Origin of the sequence: Streptococcus sp. IsoGale021, from assembly GCF_031142795.1 — a bacterium.
Taxonomy (GTDB): domain Bacteria; phylum Bacillota; class Bacilli; order Lactobacillales; family Streptococcaceae; genus Streptococcus; species Streptococcus hominis.
In genome coordinates, this window is sequence record NZ_JAKZJH010000002.1 from 1 (window position 1) to 14780 (window position 14780).

Below are 14780 nucleotides of genomic sequence, written 5' to 3' on the forward strand. Positions count from 1 at the left end.
TAAAATAGCTGTCTTTTTTTATTTTCAACTTATTTTATGCTTTTAGAAAGTAGAGCTATTAGTGCTTCGGATTCACTAGAGTTATCAGTTTTTACAAGACCAGTTTCTGTTTTGCTAAATAAAGCATTAAAAATTATCAGGCGTTCTTCTTTATCTACCTCTTTACCATCATAAACTAGCGCTTGATAAAATCTTGTTAATGCTTCTTTTTGCTCATATTCCATAGCCATATGCTGACTTGAAATAATAATCTTAATAACAACCCGAACGAGATATATCAAAAAAGAAACTAGTGCAACATAAATAAATGATTGCGAAATGAATGGAATATTTTTTATCGTCCCCTGTAAATAATCATGTATGTTAACCACTAAACTCCCTGCAGAGCATATCAACGCGACAATAAAAACCCCAAGACCACCCATCCACCACCAAGTTTTAATTTTATAATTCTTTGAACGTTCTTTCCATAACTTTTCAGGCGCTTCAAGTTGTAATTTTTTCTCGTAGGTATCTTCTAAAATCTTTATAGCTGTTTCTTTTTTATCTCTCCATTGTTCAAGATTATTTTTAAATTCATCTACTTCACGAGAATGTTCAATGAAAATCTCTCTAATTTTTTCATCATTTTTCTCAACCAAGTTAGCTGTTTGCTTGAAATGCTCTTCTGTTTCTTTAGCGAGATTATCTACAGATTCCGAAACAGGTTGGACAAGTTTATTCTGAATCTCCTTAACAGAAATTTTGAGTTTAGGCATCTCTCTATTGAGTACAAACAAAGCTGGTAAATTTCTTTCTGATTCTGTAGACGAAAGATAATATCCAATATTATTTTTGTTCTTTTCAATCTGAATATAATTTCTTATTGCATCTAGCAAGTAATCTGTAGCCCAGCTGTTTAAGTAAAAATCTATAAACAATCTTATACTTGCTATGTCTTTATCTTTATTGATTGGACTATCAATATCTATTCGATAAGTTCTAATTTCTGTTGAAACTTCGCTTGAATAATAAGAACTAAAATAATTATACATAAAATTATTTACGTCTTGATTGTCAAATTCTTCCTTATTCTTGAGAAAATCTTTTAATTGTTCAAACTTCGTCTTCCAATTAGTCCATTTCTCAAAAATAGGAGTAGCCATATCATTATCTTTATTTTTTCGCTCCCAATATTTATAATTGGATTGAATTATAACTTCTAGCTCAGAAAAGGTCATCTCGGGTTGATCATAATCTAGATTACAACTATCATTTTTAATCTCAAATCGGAAATATTCATCCATAAAATTAGAAATTTGTGCATTAGTCTGTCTGGTCATTCAATCTCCTTGTCTGTTGTGATTTTATTGATATTATTTCTCAAAGAGACACTTATATATAGGATTGTTATGTCATACTCTATATACTCTTTGTATAATGATTGTAACATTATACAAACTAGTATATTTACACATGTGACTCTCTCTAGAAATGACGGTTTCTTTATTATTCAAAACTCAACTCTCTAATAATACGGTAATGGCATCAATCACTTTCTTTTGTTTTTCTTGTGGGAGTGATTTCAGATGTTGGACTAATTGGGTTAAATCATCTTCTTTCTCCTTGTCTGTTACTGCCATATCAAAAAAGGTTTCAATATCAACTTCTAGGGCTTGCATCACCCTTTCAAGAGTGTTGATTTTGACATTTGGGGCAAGATGCTCTAGTTTATAAACGTAATTTGTGCCTAAATCCGCTCGTTCTTCCAGTTGTTCTTGGGTCATTCCTCTTTCTAATCTTAAAAGGCGGATTCTTTTCCCAATGTAATCTCGTAATAATTCTTTCATATCGTACCTCTTTTTCTCCATGATACCGATTTTTAGGGAGAAAGATAACTTCTCAAAAGGTTGATTAATAACTTTACAAGATTGGTTTTGGGTGCTATAATCAATCTGTGACAACTTTTTAAGGTTGGATAGGGGAACGTTTTTCTCAAAAATTTTTCAAAAATCATGCTAAATACTTGACAAAAACGCTTGTTATACTACATATAACAAGGCTTGACTTTGTAGTCAAGCCTTCCTAAAAGTTAAAAAACAGGAGGAACTATGGGAAACAAGGTTATTAAAGGTACAGCAACAGGGGCTATAGCACTAGCTGCGTTTGGTGTAGCTAATGGGGCAACTGTACAAGCGGACGAAGTGGTCAAATCGTCAACGGAGATCTCTTCAGATGTAACAGCACCCAAGGCACATAATATTAAAGTCTTAGACGGTGTTCTATTGACGAAGGATAGCGCTGTGGTCACCACCACCCCAACAGAGAAGACGGTTGAGGAAGCGCATGGGATTAAGCAACAAGCCGACCAAGCGGTGACCGACCAAGCTGGGAAAGTAGCTGAAAGTGCTCAAATTGAAGCGAACAGCCAAAAGGCGGTAGAAGATGCCAATGCCAAGGTAGCCGAAGCGGAGAAGAATAAGGCTGCCGCTACACCAGATGCAATTGCCCAAGCAGAAAAAGGCGTAACCGATACGCAAAAAGAGATTGCACAAAATCAAAAAGCGAGTGATACCGCAGCTAACGCCACACAAAAAGCGACTGACGCGGCGACTACTCAAAAACAAGCGGTAGAACAAGCCGAAAAAGGGGTAGAAGCTGGACAAAAAGCTGTTGATACGGCTAAAAAAGGGGTTGATACCGCCAAGGCAGCGCTTGACGGCACAGGCGAACAAAAAGCGTTGGATGAACAAAAAGCAGCCAACAAAGGCTTAGAAGATGCCAAGAAGGCAGAAAACGATGCGACTCAAAAATTGGCAGAAGCTAAAAAGGCAGATGCCGACCGTCATGCCCAAATCAAGGACTTGAAAGACCAAGCAACCACTCAAAGCAAAACGGCAACCGACACCGCAACCGATGCGACTGCGAAAAAGGCCGCTGATAGTGCTGCTAAAGCGTATGTCAGCACTGCTAAAAAGGACGTAGAAACGGCTCAGGCAGCCCTTGACGGGACTGGTGCCCAAAAGGTCTTGGATGAACAAAAAGACGCTGAGAAGGCTCTTTCTGACGCCAAAACCAAAGAAGTGGAAGCCGCTCAAAAATTGGACGAAGCCAAGAAAGCAGACGCCGATCGGGATGCCAAAATCAAAGACTTAACGGCAAAAGAAACGGAACAAACGGCAGCCAAAACCGATGCCGAAAATGCCCTTGCGGAAGCCAAGAAAAATGCCGAAGACAAGAAAGCAGCCAAAGAAGCAGCCGAAGCCAAACGTGATGCTTTGCGGAAAGAATTGAATGATAAGAAGAAGTTGTCTAAAATCACGGTGCCACAATATGTGATTGATGCGTATAAGAAGTATTTGGATTCTGATCAAAACGAATCTGATAAAGAGGTTCTTGAAGCGACATTTGGTCGATGGATGGAAGATCCAGATCCACGCTATAGTGACCCACAATACGATGGAAATGTACCAATTGATCCATCAACTGTTGACCCAGCACACCTAACTCGTGAGCAAGCAAAAGCTTTGACACAATATTATGCACATATCGTAACGAATCTTCGCCGTCAATTCTGGGGTGAAAAAGCTAAAACTTACACAACAGAAGATGCCATTGATTATGTGCAAAAGGTTGCCGAAGCTTACGCGAAAGAAAACAAACCATGGTCATCTGGTCACAGCCATGACGCCTTAAAAGCTGGTGAAACAGCTTCATCAAAACTAACATGGGGTAGTGAAAACATCAGTTCTATGTCTTCTCGTACCACAACCATGACTGAAATGTATCGTTACATTCTTAGCTCAATTATGCAAATGTTAGTGAATGACTATCATAGTGATTATGGTCATACTAAAAACATGCTTCGTTTTGGTGACTACGACGACGTCATCGGTGTTGCATCCAGTGTGACACCAAATGGACTTGGTCGCATGCACTATGTGGGATTTAGTGATAAATATGCCGGTCAAGCCCTACCAGACCCATATGATACCACTCAATTGGAAAAAGACTTGGCTCAAGCCGAAAGTGATTTTCAAGCAGCACTCACAGCCTTCAATGAAGCCAATGGGGTTCTGACCGCTAAACAAGCTGCTTTTGATGCAGCTCATCAAGCACTGAGCACGACACAAAGCGAATTGGCTACTGTACGCAACCAAGCGCTCCAAACACCTAGCGCTGAAATGGCACACCGTGCAGCAGTTGCAACGCGTACTAGCGCAGAAACACGCAAAGCGAGTGCAGACAAAGCCGTTGCCAACCTCAACGCATCGATTCAAGAAAAACAAGCTGCATTGCAAAAAGCGCAAGCGGTCTTGGTTGCCAAAGAAGAAGCGGCTCAAAAGGCTGCGACTGTTCTCCGTGAAGCAGAAACCAAAGCAATGGAAGCGCAACAGATGCTCAACGCTACCAAAGCCAAATTGGCAACACTCACTGGGGTGAAAGACGCTACACCAGCGGCTAGTGAAGCCCTTGAAAAAGCAACGACCACTCGCAAGGATGCACAAGCTCGTAAAGATGCGGCAGACAAAGCGGTTGCCAACCTCAAAGCATCTATCAAAGAAAAACAAGCGGCACTTCGTACCGCAGAACAAGCCTTGACGGCAGCTGAAAACAACTTGGCTGTGTTGAAAGCAAGCAAAGCAAATGAAGATGCCAAATTGGTAGCTGCTGAACAAGCGGTGGCAGATGCTAAAGCCGTGGAAGCCAAATTGGTGGCGGAACGTGCGAAATTGGAAGGCAAGTTGAAAGACCAACAAAACTTGCTTGCCATGTATAAGAACGCTGATAAGTTGCTTGGTGAAGCGGTATCAAAACAATTGGAAGCAAGTGCGAAGCATAAGGAAGCCGTTGCGAAGGTGAATGTAGAGCGTAGCAAATTAGCAGAATTGTTGAAAGACCAACGGGATGCAAATAGCCAGTATGAGGCGGTGAAGAAGGCGTATGAGGAGTGGGTTGCTTCTAAGAAAGCAGCAGAAGAAAAAGCACAAGCTCTTTCAATGCGTCAAGCTGCCAAACCAATGACCACAAGCAAAAAGATTCGCCCAACCATTCACTCAAGCTATATTTATAGCCGAGCTGACAAACAACTCCCACAAACTGGAGAAAAAAGTTCATGGCTGGCATTGATAGGTATGGGAATCTTAGCAAGTCTTAGTTTTGGTGTACGTAGAAAACGTGGAAGAAGAGGATAAGGAAATATGACAGAAGAAAAGTTAGCCATTAGTGATTTTAATAGAGAAGAATTGCTTGATATTTTGACTTTGCTTTATGTACAAGGGGATAAAATTGTAACTCTTAACAATAAAATGCAAAATACAATTAAAGCAAACCGTCAACTGAGACTACAGCAAGCAACTAAAAGAAAAAAGAACAGAATAGCCAATATAATTGGAATTGTTTTTGCTGTAGCATTTTTTGCCAGTTCAGAGAGCAATTTCTTTATTACTATACTACAGCTCCCAATAGGATATGTAATAGGGCAGGTTACTGCGAAAATATTCATGTTTCTAACTGAAAAGATGAATGAAAAGATAAGTGAAATCACTAAACATGAAAAAAGATCTCTTTTTTTCCCAAAAATTACAATTAATTATGGTTTAACACGTAAACAAGCTGAGAAAGTGTCAGAAGAAGCAACTCTTGAAGCAACAAATACAACGCAGTATCAATCGTATAATCAAGAAAAACAAGATTTAGAAAATGATCCAACCTTCTCATATTTCATTTCTCTTATTCCTGATAATTTTTGCAAATTAGAAGACTTTGCGGGAATGATTGTTCTTTTGAAAGATTACCGTGCAATGAATTTTCAAGAAGTAGCTAATCTATGGCGTACAGAACAACATCAACAACAAATGTTACAACAACAAAAACAATTAGAGAAACAATTGCATCAAAATTATGATCAAGTAATGGCAGAGGTTCGCGAATCTGCGAATCGCTTACGGCAAGACATGCAAAATGCTCGAAATGAATCTTCAAAAATCAATAGAAACCTTGAAGATATTAGACGTAATGGGGTAGGTATTAAATCAAGATTGATATAGTATGTAAAATGAAACTGACTTAGAATTATTTCACATGAGGGAAAAAGTCAATATAAAAGCTCTGGTATCTAAAAATACTAGAGCTTTTATAGTATAATAAAAATAAATTAAGGCAGAATTCTTTTTTCAGCAATCTTATAGATTTCAGAATCACTCCGTTTGCCAATCGCAATGACCTCTATAATCTCAATTCCGTTGCTTGTTTCTCTAAAGATAACTCTTAAACCTAATTTTCTATGTTTTAATTTGCGATAGCCTGCTAACTTACCATGGAGAGCTTCACCGACTTTAGGACCATTTTGTTCTAGTTTGAGTAAAGATTTTCTAACATGAATGATTTGACTGTTATCTAATTTAGCTAAATCATTTTGAGCATCTGGAGTTAATTCAACTTGGTAGGTCATTCCCAATCGTCCTCAATTTCATCTAAGCCGTCTCTCCAATTTTTCCCAAAAATTTCATCAACAGTCAAATTTTTACGAATACTAATTTCAAAAGGTATTTTTTGCTCGGTTAAAATTTTTCTGAAATAGATATTGATAGCCGTTGTGTAGTCTAGTCCCATTTCTGATAAAATTTTTCCTACATTTTCTTTTAGGTCAGAATCAATATTCAAATTTAATCTTGACTTATTTTTTGTGAGAGCCATTTTTGCACCTCCTTTTATATCATAAGTATATTATACACCTAATGTCTTCATCTGTCAATTTGACATAAAAAAACTCCTTGAAGTGTTATTCATAGAGTTTCTTTATATGACATCTAAAAGCTGATATTAACCAATGTTAATGGTGAGTTTTTGATTCAGTGCAAAAGCAATCTTACTCATGTTGAGAATTGATAGTTTACAAAGTTTGTTCAAAATCTGTTCAAAAAATTGTTTTTTTATATTCTAAAGCAAGTGATAAAACCTTGATTTCATGCGATTTCTGTTTTTTATTTTAACTTAATTTAACGTAATTTTACTGGCAGGGGACATTCATTGTATATGGAAAAACCGAAAGAATAGCAGCATTACTTGAAGATAAAATGGAAATTAGGTCACTCTTTTGAGAAAAGAGACTATGCTCTTTGCCTTTTCTAGGACAAATTTTATGAGATAATCTTCTAAACTAGATTGGAATATTCTGATTTAGTTTTTTCTTTTTATATTTTGTGTATCATTTTACTATTTTCTCTCTTTATTTTTAGTTTCTTTTAAGAAAAAATTCAGTCACTTTTAAGAAAAAGTAGATATGATAGTTCCATTCAAAAGAAAGGACGTGATGAGATGAAAAACTCAAAGTTAAATTTGTTTGTCTGATAAATTTTGGCATCAAAGGAGTTATTGTGGCAATACTCTTTGGAATGCAATCTCTGATCGCTTAAAAATAGAAAGAAGGAATTTGACAAAAATGAAACAAGAGAACACAAGTAAGAAAGAGAAGATGATCATGGTTGAAAAAAGTACCAAATGGTGGATGACTGTTGTAGCGAGCGGATCACTCGCTGTTGGTCTTCTCAGTGGGCTAGGCATTGGCTCTTTAGCAACAAATGCACTCAATCAGCAGGCAAAAGTACAGACAAGCACAACAACTCAGGCACAGAATAACCAGCAACAGGAAAACCAAAATCAAGGTGGTCCAGGAATGCCTCCAGGTGGACAACAAAACGGAAATAACCAAGGTGGTCCAAATGGAATGCCACCCCAACAAAATGGCAACCAAAGTGACAATAGTAATAGCCAAAATGGCTCAGGAAACAGTAATAACTCAAAGAAAAAAGCTCCATCAAATGCTGACGGTTCGACTAAATCAGATAAGAATAGTAGTACGACAGAAAATAATGATTCAAATGCAACAAATTCTTAATATTTCAGAGGAAGTCATGATATAATAGAATCAAAACGTTAGTAGATTGATTTTCAAAAAGGTGAAGTGAGAAGAAGTCTTTACTTGTACTTGGTTCACGATTAAAGGAGTGGGCAGAACTAAACATTCAAAATGTTTAGCTCGTGATCTTATCCCCTCAAGCCTCAAAGTGCTGTTTTGAGCAATCTGCTACTGCATCGTTAGTTTAGTGCATAACGAATTTTGAAACTAGGAACTTTTGTTCCAGACTTATATTTTAGAAGGAAAAGCGTATGATTAAGATTCTATTAGTGGAAGACGACCTCGGTCTATCTAATTCAGTATTTGACTTTTTGGATGATTTTGCAGATGTCATGCAAGTTTTTGACGGTGAGGAAGGATTGTACGAGGCTGAGAGTGGCGTGTACGACCTTATATTGCTTGATTTGATGTTGCCAGAAAAAGACGGCTTCCAAGTGTTGAAAGAATTGCGTGAAAAAGGTGTCACAACTCCTGTGCTAATCATGACAGCCAAAGAAAGTTTGAATGACAAAGGACATGGTTTTGAGCTGGGTGCTGATGATTATTTGACCAAGCCATTTTATCTAGAAGAGCTAAAAATGCGGATTCAAGCTCTGTTGAAGCGTTCTGGTAAGTTTAATGAAAACACCCTTTCTTATGGCGATGTCACTGTTAATTTATCAACTAACACAACACTTGTAGACGGAAATGAAGTAGAATTGCTCGGAAAAGAATTTGACTTGCTGGTGTATTTCTTGCAAAATCAAAATGTCATTTTGCCTAAGACACAGATTTTCGATCGCTTGTGGGGATTTGATAGTGATACAACGATTTCAGTCGTAGAAGTCTATGTTTCAAAAATCCGGAAAAAATTGAAAGGGACGACCTTTGCGAACAATCTTCAAACGCTTCGCAGCGTCGGATATATTTTAAAAGATGCTGAATAAACTAAAAAAAACATGGTATGCGGATGATTTTTCTTATTTCATTCGCAATTTTGGTATTTTTACTCTCATTTTCTCAGCCATGACTTTGATTATCATTCAGGTGATGCGCTCAAGCCTTTATACAACGGTCGATAATAACTTGAAAAGTCTCAGTCAGGATTCCGCTTCTGTCATCAATTTGGCGCTCGCTCGGAGAGTGGGGCTGGAACAGAAGTCAGACAACGGAGAGCCTAAAGCCGATACGGGTGACAAAGAGCTTACTGATAAACCAAATGTCAGTGCCAATACGGAAGTTATCTTATTTGATAAGGATTACAAGCCGATTATTACTAGCAATAATTTTCTGGGACTTAACAAACTTTCCTTTAATAGCAAGCAATTGGATCGCATTCGGCAAGTTCAAGTAAAAAGCAATTATGGGCGTGAAGAAACCTATCGGACGATTTTATTTAAGGTGAAATTGCCTAATTTGGAAACGAACGTTAAATACGCAGCTGTCTTTATCAATATCAGCCAATTGGAACAAACCAGTCAAAATCATGAGCAGCTGATTGTAGTTGTGATGATTAGTTTCTGGGGAATTTCTTTGATTGCAAGTGTCTATCTGGCTCGGGTTAGCGTAAAACCTTTGTTGGAGAGTATTCAAAAGCAAAAGAACTTTGTTGAAAATGCTAGTCACGAGTTGCGGACGCCTCTAGCAGTTTTGCAAAATCGCTTGGAAACCTTGTTTAGAAAACCAGAAGCCACCATTATGGAATCAAGCGAAAGTATTGCTTCTAGTTTGGATGAAGTGCGAAACATGAAAATGTTGACGACAAATCTACTCAATCTAGCACGACGCGATGACGGGATTAAACCAGAAATTGGCGATGTCGAGCCAAATTTCTTTAATACGACCTTTACCAACTATGAGATGGTTGCCGCAGAAAATGGGAAAACTTTCCGATTTGACAATAGGATTCACCGCATGATTAAAACAGACAAGACCTTGCTGAAGCAATTGATGACAATTCTGTTTGATAATGCCTTGAAATATACAGATGAAGACGGTGTAATTGAGTTGACGATTTCAGCGAATGATCGGACCCTTTTTTTGAAAGTTGCAGATAATGGTCCGGGGATTAGTACGGAAGATAAGAAAAAGATTTTTGATCGTTTTTATCGTGTTGATAAAGCACGGACTCGGCAGACAGGTGGTTTTGGTTTAGGATTGTCGCTTGCAAAGCAAATCACAGAAGCCCTTAAAGGGACTATTACGGTGAAAGATAATAAGCCGAAAGGAACCATTTTTGAGGTGAAGATTGCCATTAGAACGGACAATAGAAAGAAAAAATAAGTCAGGAATAACTTGTATCCATAGGGGGAAGGTTGTTTCGGAAGATGATAAAAAACACGAACAAAGTCAGGATTAGTTGTTGGCTATCTTGAACTGTTCGTGTTTTTATCTTGTTTAAAAGCAGAGTTGAATGGTTGAGGCTGTGATGTCAACGTTGCTTTCGTCAGCCGGGCTGACTGACTGCCTGAGTTTTAGTTTATGCTGTCAGCCGAGCGGATGAGTTGTCTGGTTTTTGGTTTATGCTGTCAGCCGAGCGGACGAGTTGTCTAACTTTTAGTTTATGCTGTCAGCCGAGCGGACGAGTTGCCTGAGTTTTAGTTTATGCTGTCAGCCGGGCTGACTGACTGCCTAAGTTTTAGTTTATACCGTCAGCTGGGCGGCGGACAAGACTCCCAACTTTCGGTTTGCTTTGTCGCCCTAATCGACAGAGAGAACGAATTTTGGTTTCAATCTTGCTGTGTTCCTTATGTTATTGCACAGACCAGACACTAACTGACTTTTCTGCAACTGGGAAATCTGCCCAGCCGTCTTTTTTGATTGTCACGCTTTCTGAGCAATTTCCCAAGTAATCTTTGAACGCCTTACCAGCCCAATTTTCACCAACATACATGCGTTTTGAATTTGCTTGGTCGTTACTTATGATGACAGCAATTGGTTGTCCGTTGTCTTTTCCTGAACGAGTCCAAGCGATACAATGCTCGTCATCAAAATAATCAGTCTGTTCACCATAGGCTAAGTTGAGCCGAATGTCTAACAGTTTATCTAGGACTTCTTGGAAACTTTGTTGAGCGAACTCGCCCTTGATACCATAGTAATCTCCGTAGAACACACAAGGAAGCCCAGCTTCACGAAGCAAAATAAGCGCATAAGCAGCAGGTTTAAACCATTCTTCAACAGTTGATTCTAGCGCTTGTCCACGTTGTGTGTCGTGATTATCGACAAAAGTAACAGCCGATTTAGGGTGGTTTTTGACAAGCGTTTGTTCAAAAATATTTCGCAAATCATAGTCCGCCCCAGCACGGCTAGCATCAAATAAGTTGTGGTGCAGTTTGACATCTACGAGATCAAAACGATAGTCAATACTTCCTAAATAATCGTTATTTGCAGTTTCATCACCATTCCAAAACTCTCCAAAGACATAGAAATCTTCTCCATACTTCGCCATAATGTCGCGGATAAAATTTCCCATAAAGAAAGAGTCAATATGCTTAATAGCGTCCAATCTAAAGCCATGAATGCCGGTCGTTTCGATAAACCAATCAGCCCAATCATAAAGGTTTTGAATGACTTCTGGGTGCTTAAAATCAAGGTCAGCGTACATAAGATAGTCGAAATTTCCATTTTCATTGTCCACCAAGTCATCATCAGCCCAACCTTTGTTGTCCCCTTGAATGAGGTAAATCCCTGATTTATTTCGCTTAGCGTCATAATCCGTCCCTGTAAAGTGGTACCAATGCCATTCAAAATCATTGTATTTTTTATGGCGACCAGGGAATGTGAACTTGGTCCAGCCTTTTATTTCAAAAGGTTCAGAGAGGGCGACTGTACGATCATTTGGGTCAACTTCAATAACAGTAAATCTCTCTTTGTAATCTGCTGCCGCCTTGTGATTTAAAACGATATCTGCAATGGGCTCAATCCCATTTTCTTTGAGTGCTGAGATAGCCTTCAAATAGTCTTTCTTAAAGCCATACTTTGTCCGAACGGTTCCTTTTTGGTCAAATTCGCCCAAGTCAAATAAGTCATAAATGCCGTAGCCGACATCATTAGAACTAGTTGCTTTGAAAGCAGGTGGCATCCAAACCTTGCGAATGCCTTTAGAAGCTAGATGTGGAGCGTCTGTTGCCAAACGATTCCAATGTTGCCCGTCATTTGGTAGATACCATTCAAAATATTGCATTAATGTTTGATTTTTCATACGAGATACCTCTTTCTTGTCTTGTTGGCTATTATTTTAGCAAAATAATCTCCACAACGCAAACGTTTGCGTAAATTTTATAGAGTCAAAGGATGAAAAAAAGATTGAAACGATGATTGTTGAGGTATATAATAAGGCTAGTGAGCTATTTTTATAAAAAGTTGAAGGAGCCATTGATGAAAAATAGGATTCAAGATATTTTTGACAAGAGCATGGCGATTGAGAGTTTCACGCATACGAGTTCAGAAAGAAATATAGAAAATTTTCTCAATCACTATATTGGCAGTCTGCTGTATTTTCAGGAGCATTCAGATTATTTTGGCATATATCAAATTCCGGATGATATCTACCAGCGTAATGTTAATTGGGCTTTGGTAAAAGGTCATTGTGCAGATACAGTGATTTTGTTTCACCACCATGATATAGTTGATATCGAGGACTTTGGCAATTTAAAAGAAATTGCTTTTGATAATGTTGCTTTGAAAAAAGCTTTAGCAAGTTCTTCACTGGATCAAGCTGTGTTAGAAGATATAGCTGCTAACGAATGGCAGTTTGGTCGCGGGTCATGTGATATGAAAGCAGCGTTGGCTTTGCAATTGGGAGTAGTAGCAGAATATGCGAGCAAAACAGAAGGAGAAGTGAATCTTCTTTATTTATCAGTTGGAGATGAGGAATCTTATTCTCAGGGAATGCGAGCTGCGGTAGGTTTGCTTGCTGATCTGAAAAAGAAATTTCATCTGAATTATATCTTGGCGATTGATTCAGAACCATTTGAAAGTCCTTCAGCTCAAGAAAAAGTATTGCATGTTGGAACAGTTGGAAAGATGATGCCTGTCGTGGTTACGCAGGGTATTCTTTCCCACATGAAAGAGCCTCTCAAAGGTATCAATGCCGTCTCGCTTCTAGCAAAAGTAGTGGAAAAAATTGATCTCAATCCCCTTTTGTCGGATTCGATTTATGGAGAGCAGGCTCCTTTGCCTTCGTGGTCTTACATGCGTGATTTGAAGGAAAATTATGATGTGTCAACCGTTCTCAGAGCAGCAGGCTATTTTAGTGTTCTTTATTTAGATAAAAGTCCAAAAGAGCTGATGACGACGATTCAACAACTCTGCCAAGAAGCCATTGATGAGTTTTATGAGCGTTATCAGGCTTTGCAGGTAACTTATAAAGAGGATAAAAAAGTCACAAAACCTCATGTATTGACTTATGAAGAATTAATCCAGTTATGTCAAAAGAAGGCTGGATTTGAAGAATTTATGCACAAGGCAAACCAATCTGCTCATGAAGCATTTCAAGCGGGTTCAAGCTATCAAGAAATAACCATTGCAACTGTTCAAAAGGTGTTAGATTTCTATGATAAAAAGGAAGCATTTGTTGTGCTGGCTATTGCGCCGCCTTATTATCCTTCTATGAATTGTCGGCATCTGAAAAATAGCGTGGTTGATATTGAAAAACTCATTGCATTTTATAGGGATTACTTGGTTGAACAAGGAGCTAGTCGTTTAAAAGTTGAAGAATTCTTTATGGGAATCTGTGACATTAGTTATTGTGCTTTAGAAAAATCTGTTGAAGAGTATCAAAAAATTATCGAGAGTATGACTGTTCCTGAACATTTATATTCGATTGATTTTGAGAAAATTCAGGACATCAATGTCCCCGGCATCAATCTGGGACCTTGGGGAAAAGATTTACATCAGTTAACAGAACGCGTCTATGAAAAGGATATGTTGGAGACGATTCCTCAATTTCTGTTATATTTGCTAGAACATATTGACAGTATTAAAAAATAAAAAAACAAGAGCTATCTTCTTAACTAAATTGAATATAGCTCTTGTTTTTTATGAAAATTGCTCTAAAAAGTTATCTAGTTCTTTTTGGTTATGAAGAACTATAAATTTGTAGGGATACATTTTTTGAAGTTTCTCATATCGTTTCCGAATGTTAGCAGTTCGTCCGTCATGTAAGATCCAGCGGATAAATTCCCAGTCAAACTTTTCAGGGCAGCCTTGTGCCATACTGTCTCTGACCTTACCTCTGTTCTTGGAATAACGCTTTGCAGCCCGTAAAAGACAATTCTAACGCGAGAAATTTAAAAAAATAATTTGGTCTGCTTGCTCCATTCTCTCTTCATAGCAGCAAGAGCTGTAGTTTCCGTCTATCACCCAAGACAGATTCTCGTTTAAGAACGTCTTGACTTGCTCTTGCATCCAGCTGCGGTCACTCATTTCCCAATTGGGTACAAATTGTAGCGTGTCTAAATGCAATTTGGAAATAGAGTAATACTGGGCTAATTTGGTCGCTAAAGTAGATTTTCCTGAACCAGAATAACCAATGATTATAATTTTCATATGTAGCCTTTCTGTTTTCAGCAACAAAAAAAGCTCCTTTGAGCTCTTTTTACGTTATGCAGATTATTTTGCAAGTTTGCTAGCAAGGCGTGCTTTATCGCGGCTTGCTTTGTTTTTGTGAATCAAACCTTTAGTTTCTGCTTTATCAATAGCTGAGCTTGCAGCACGGAAAAGTTCTTCAGAAGGATTTGCTTCAAATGCTTTAATTGCAGAACGCATAGCTGATTTTTGAGCTGAGTTTTTTTCGTTTTGTTTAACGTTTAATTCAGCGCGTTTGATAGCTGATTTAATATTTGCCAATGTTTTCACCTCCAATGATATACTAACTATCTAATTATATATGAAAAGTTGA

The 14780-nt window shown here is 38.0% G+C and carries 12 protein-coding genes and 1 pseudogene; 6 read left to right on the plus strand and 7 right to left on the minus strand.

Features of this window, described 5'->3' with window-relative positions; all coding sequences use genetic code 11:
* Positions 1-29 precede the first annotated feature (29 nt).
* Both RG565_RS01635 and RG565_RS01640 read right to left on the minus strand, forming a co-directional pair.
* Complete coding sequence (locus RG565_RS01635) at positions 30-1322, minus strand: DUF6161 domain-containing protein (RefSeq protein ID WP_247936555.1); 1293 nt, start codon at positions 1320-1322, stop codon at positions 30-32.
* Positions 1323-1499: 177 nt separating this feature from the next.
* Complete coding sequence (locus RG565_RS01640) at positions 1500-1829, minus strand: helix-turn-helix domain-containing protein (protein ID WP_022524836.1); 330 nt, start codon at positions 1827-1829, stop codon at positions 1500-1502.
* Between the two features lie 261 nt (positions 1830-2090).
* On the opposite strand from RG565_RS01640, the gene RG565_RS01645 reads away from it, so the two are divergent.
* Complete coding sequence (locus RG565_RS01645) at positions 2091-5174, plus strand: SEC10/PgrA surface exclusion domain-containing protein (RefSeq protein WP_247936556.1); 3084 nt, start codon at positions 2091-2093, stop codon at positions 5172-5174.
* 6 nt (positions 5175-5180) lie between these two features.
* On the plus strand, positions 5181-6029 hold the full coding sequence (locus RG565_RS01650) for a hypothetical protein (protein WP_247936557.1): 849 nt from the start codon (positions 5181-5183) through the stop codon (positions 6027-6029).
* A 107-nt stretch (positions 6030-6136) separates the two neighbouring features.
* Here RG565_RS01650 and RG565_RS01655 read toward each other — a convergent pair whose 3' ends face one another.
* Both RG565_RS01655 and RG565_RS01660 read right to left on the minus strand, forming a co-directional pair.
* On the minus strand, positions 6137-6433 hold the full coding sequence (locus RG565_RS01655) for a type II toxin-antitoxin system RelE/ParE family toxin (RefSeq protein ID WP_003024343.1): 297 nt from the start codon (positions 6431-6433) through the stop codon (positions 6137-6139).
* Positions 6430-6678, minus strand: coding sequence for a type II toxin-antitoxin system RelB/DinJ family antitoxin (locus tag RG565_RS01660; protein WP_003029583.1), 249 nt, complete (start codon positions 6676-6678; stop codon positions 6430-6432). Before RG565_RS01660 ends, RG565_RS01655 begins: the two co-directional genes overlap by 4 nt.
* 745 nt (positions 6679-7423) lie before the next feature.
* On the opposite strand from RG565_RS01660, the gene RG565_RS01665 reads away from it, so the two are divergent.
* The 3 genes from RG565_RS01665 (at position 7424) to RG565_RS01675 (ending at position 10162) form a co-directional block, all read left to right on the plus strand.
* On the plus strand, positions 7424-7879 hold the full coding sequence (locus tag RG565_RS01665; protein ID WP_247936558.1) for a hypothetical protein: 456 nt from the start codon (positions 7424-7426) through the stop codon (positions 7877-7879).
* Positions 7880-8151: 272 nt separating this feature from the next.
* The gene (locus RG565_RS01670; protein WP_003024352.1) at positions 8152-8826 is read left to right on the plus strand and encodes a response regulator transcription factor; all 675 of its coding nucleotides are present in this window, start codon (positions 8152-8154) and stop codon (positions 8824-8826) included.
* Positions 8816-10162: a cell wall metabolism sensor histidine kinase WalK gene (locus RG565_RS01675; RefSeq protein ID WP_247936559.1), complete on the plus strand. Its 1347-nt coding sequence runs from the start codon at positions 8816-8818 to the stop codon at positions 10160-10162. The genes RG565_RS01670 and RG565_RS01675 overlap by 11 nt, the downstream gene beginning before the upstream one ends.
* A gap of 469 nt (positions 10163-10631) precedes the next feature.
* On the opposite strand, the gene RG565_RS01680 is transcribed toward RG565_RS01675, so the two are convergent.
* Positions 10632-12080 (minus strand): alpha-amylase, encoded by a 1449-nt coding sequence (locus RG565_RS01680; RefSeq protein WP_247936560.1) that lies wholly within the window; start codon positions 12078-12080, stop codon positions 10632-10634.
* A gap of 176 nt (positions 12081-12256) precedes the next feature.
* Here RG565_RS01680 and RG565_RS01685 point away from each other — a divergent pair, with 176 nt between their 5' ends.
* The gene (locus tag RG565_RS01685; protein WP_247936561.1) at positions 12257-13870 is read left to right on the plus strand and encodes a M20/M25/M40 family metallo-hydrolase; all 1614 of its coding nucleotides are present in this window, start codon (positions 12257-12259) and stop codon (positions 13868-13870) included.
* A 48-nt stretch (positions 13871-13918) separates the two neighbouring features.
* On the opposite strand, the pseudogene RG565_RS01690 reads toward RG565_RS01685, so the two are convergent.
* Positions 13919-14428 (minus strand): annotated as a pseudogene (locus RG565_RS01690) (DNA topology modulation protein).
* Positions 14429-14491: 63 nt separating this feature from the next.
* Positions 14492-14743 (minus strand): 30S ribosomal protein S20, encoded by a 252-nt coding sequence (rpsT, locus tag RG565_RS01695; RefSeq protein ID WP_020999623.1) that lies wholly within the window; start codon positions 14741-14743, stop codon positions 14492-14494.
* Positions 14744-14780: the final 37 nt, after the last annotated feature.

Bases quoted from the DNA above. Each gene is read 5' to 3' on its own strand.
- RG565_RS01635 (WP_247936555.1), bottom strand. From the start codon at position 1,322: ATGACCAGACAGACTAATGCACAAATTTCTAATTTTATGGATGAATAT.
- RG565_RS01640 (WP_022524836.1), bottom strand. From the start codon at position 1,829: ATGAAAGAATTATTACGAGATTACATTGGGAAAAGAATCCGCCTTTTA.
- RG565_RS01645 (WP_247936556.1), top strand. From the start codon at position 2,091: ATGGGAAACAAGGTTATTAAAGGTACAGCAACAGGGGCTATAGCACTA.
- RG565_RS01650 (WP_247936557.1), top strand. From the start codon at position 5,181: ATGACAGAAGAAAAGTTAGCCATTAGTGATTTTAATAGAGAAGAATTG.
- RG565_RS01655 (WP_003024343.1), bottom strand. From the start codon at position 6,433: ATGACCTACCAAGTTGAATTAACTCCAGATGCTCAAAATGATTTAGCT.
- RG565_RS01660 (WP_003029583.1), bottom strand. From the start codon at position 6,678: ATGGCTCTCACAAAAAATAAGTCAAGATTAAATTTGAATATTGATTCT.
- RG565_RS01665 (WP_247936558.1), top strand. From the start codon at position 7,424: ATGAAACAAGAGAACACAAGTAAGAAAGAGAAGATGATCATGGTTGAA.
- RG565_RS01670 (WP_003024352.1), top strand. From the start codon at position 8,152: ATGATTAAGATTCTATTAGTGGAAGACGACCTCGGTCTATCTAATTCA.
- RG565_RS01675 (WP_247936559.1), top strand. From the start codon at position 8,816: ATGCTGAATAAACTAAAAAAAACATGGTATGCGGATGATTTTTCTTAT.
- RG565_RS01680 (WP_247936560.1), bottom strand. From the start codon at position 12,080: ATGAAAAATCAAACATTAATGCAATATTTTGAATGGTATCTACCAAAT.
- RG565_RS01685 (WP_247936561.1), top strand. From the start codon at position 12,257: ATGAAAAATAGGATTCAAGATATTTTTGACAAGAGCATGGCGATTGAG.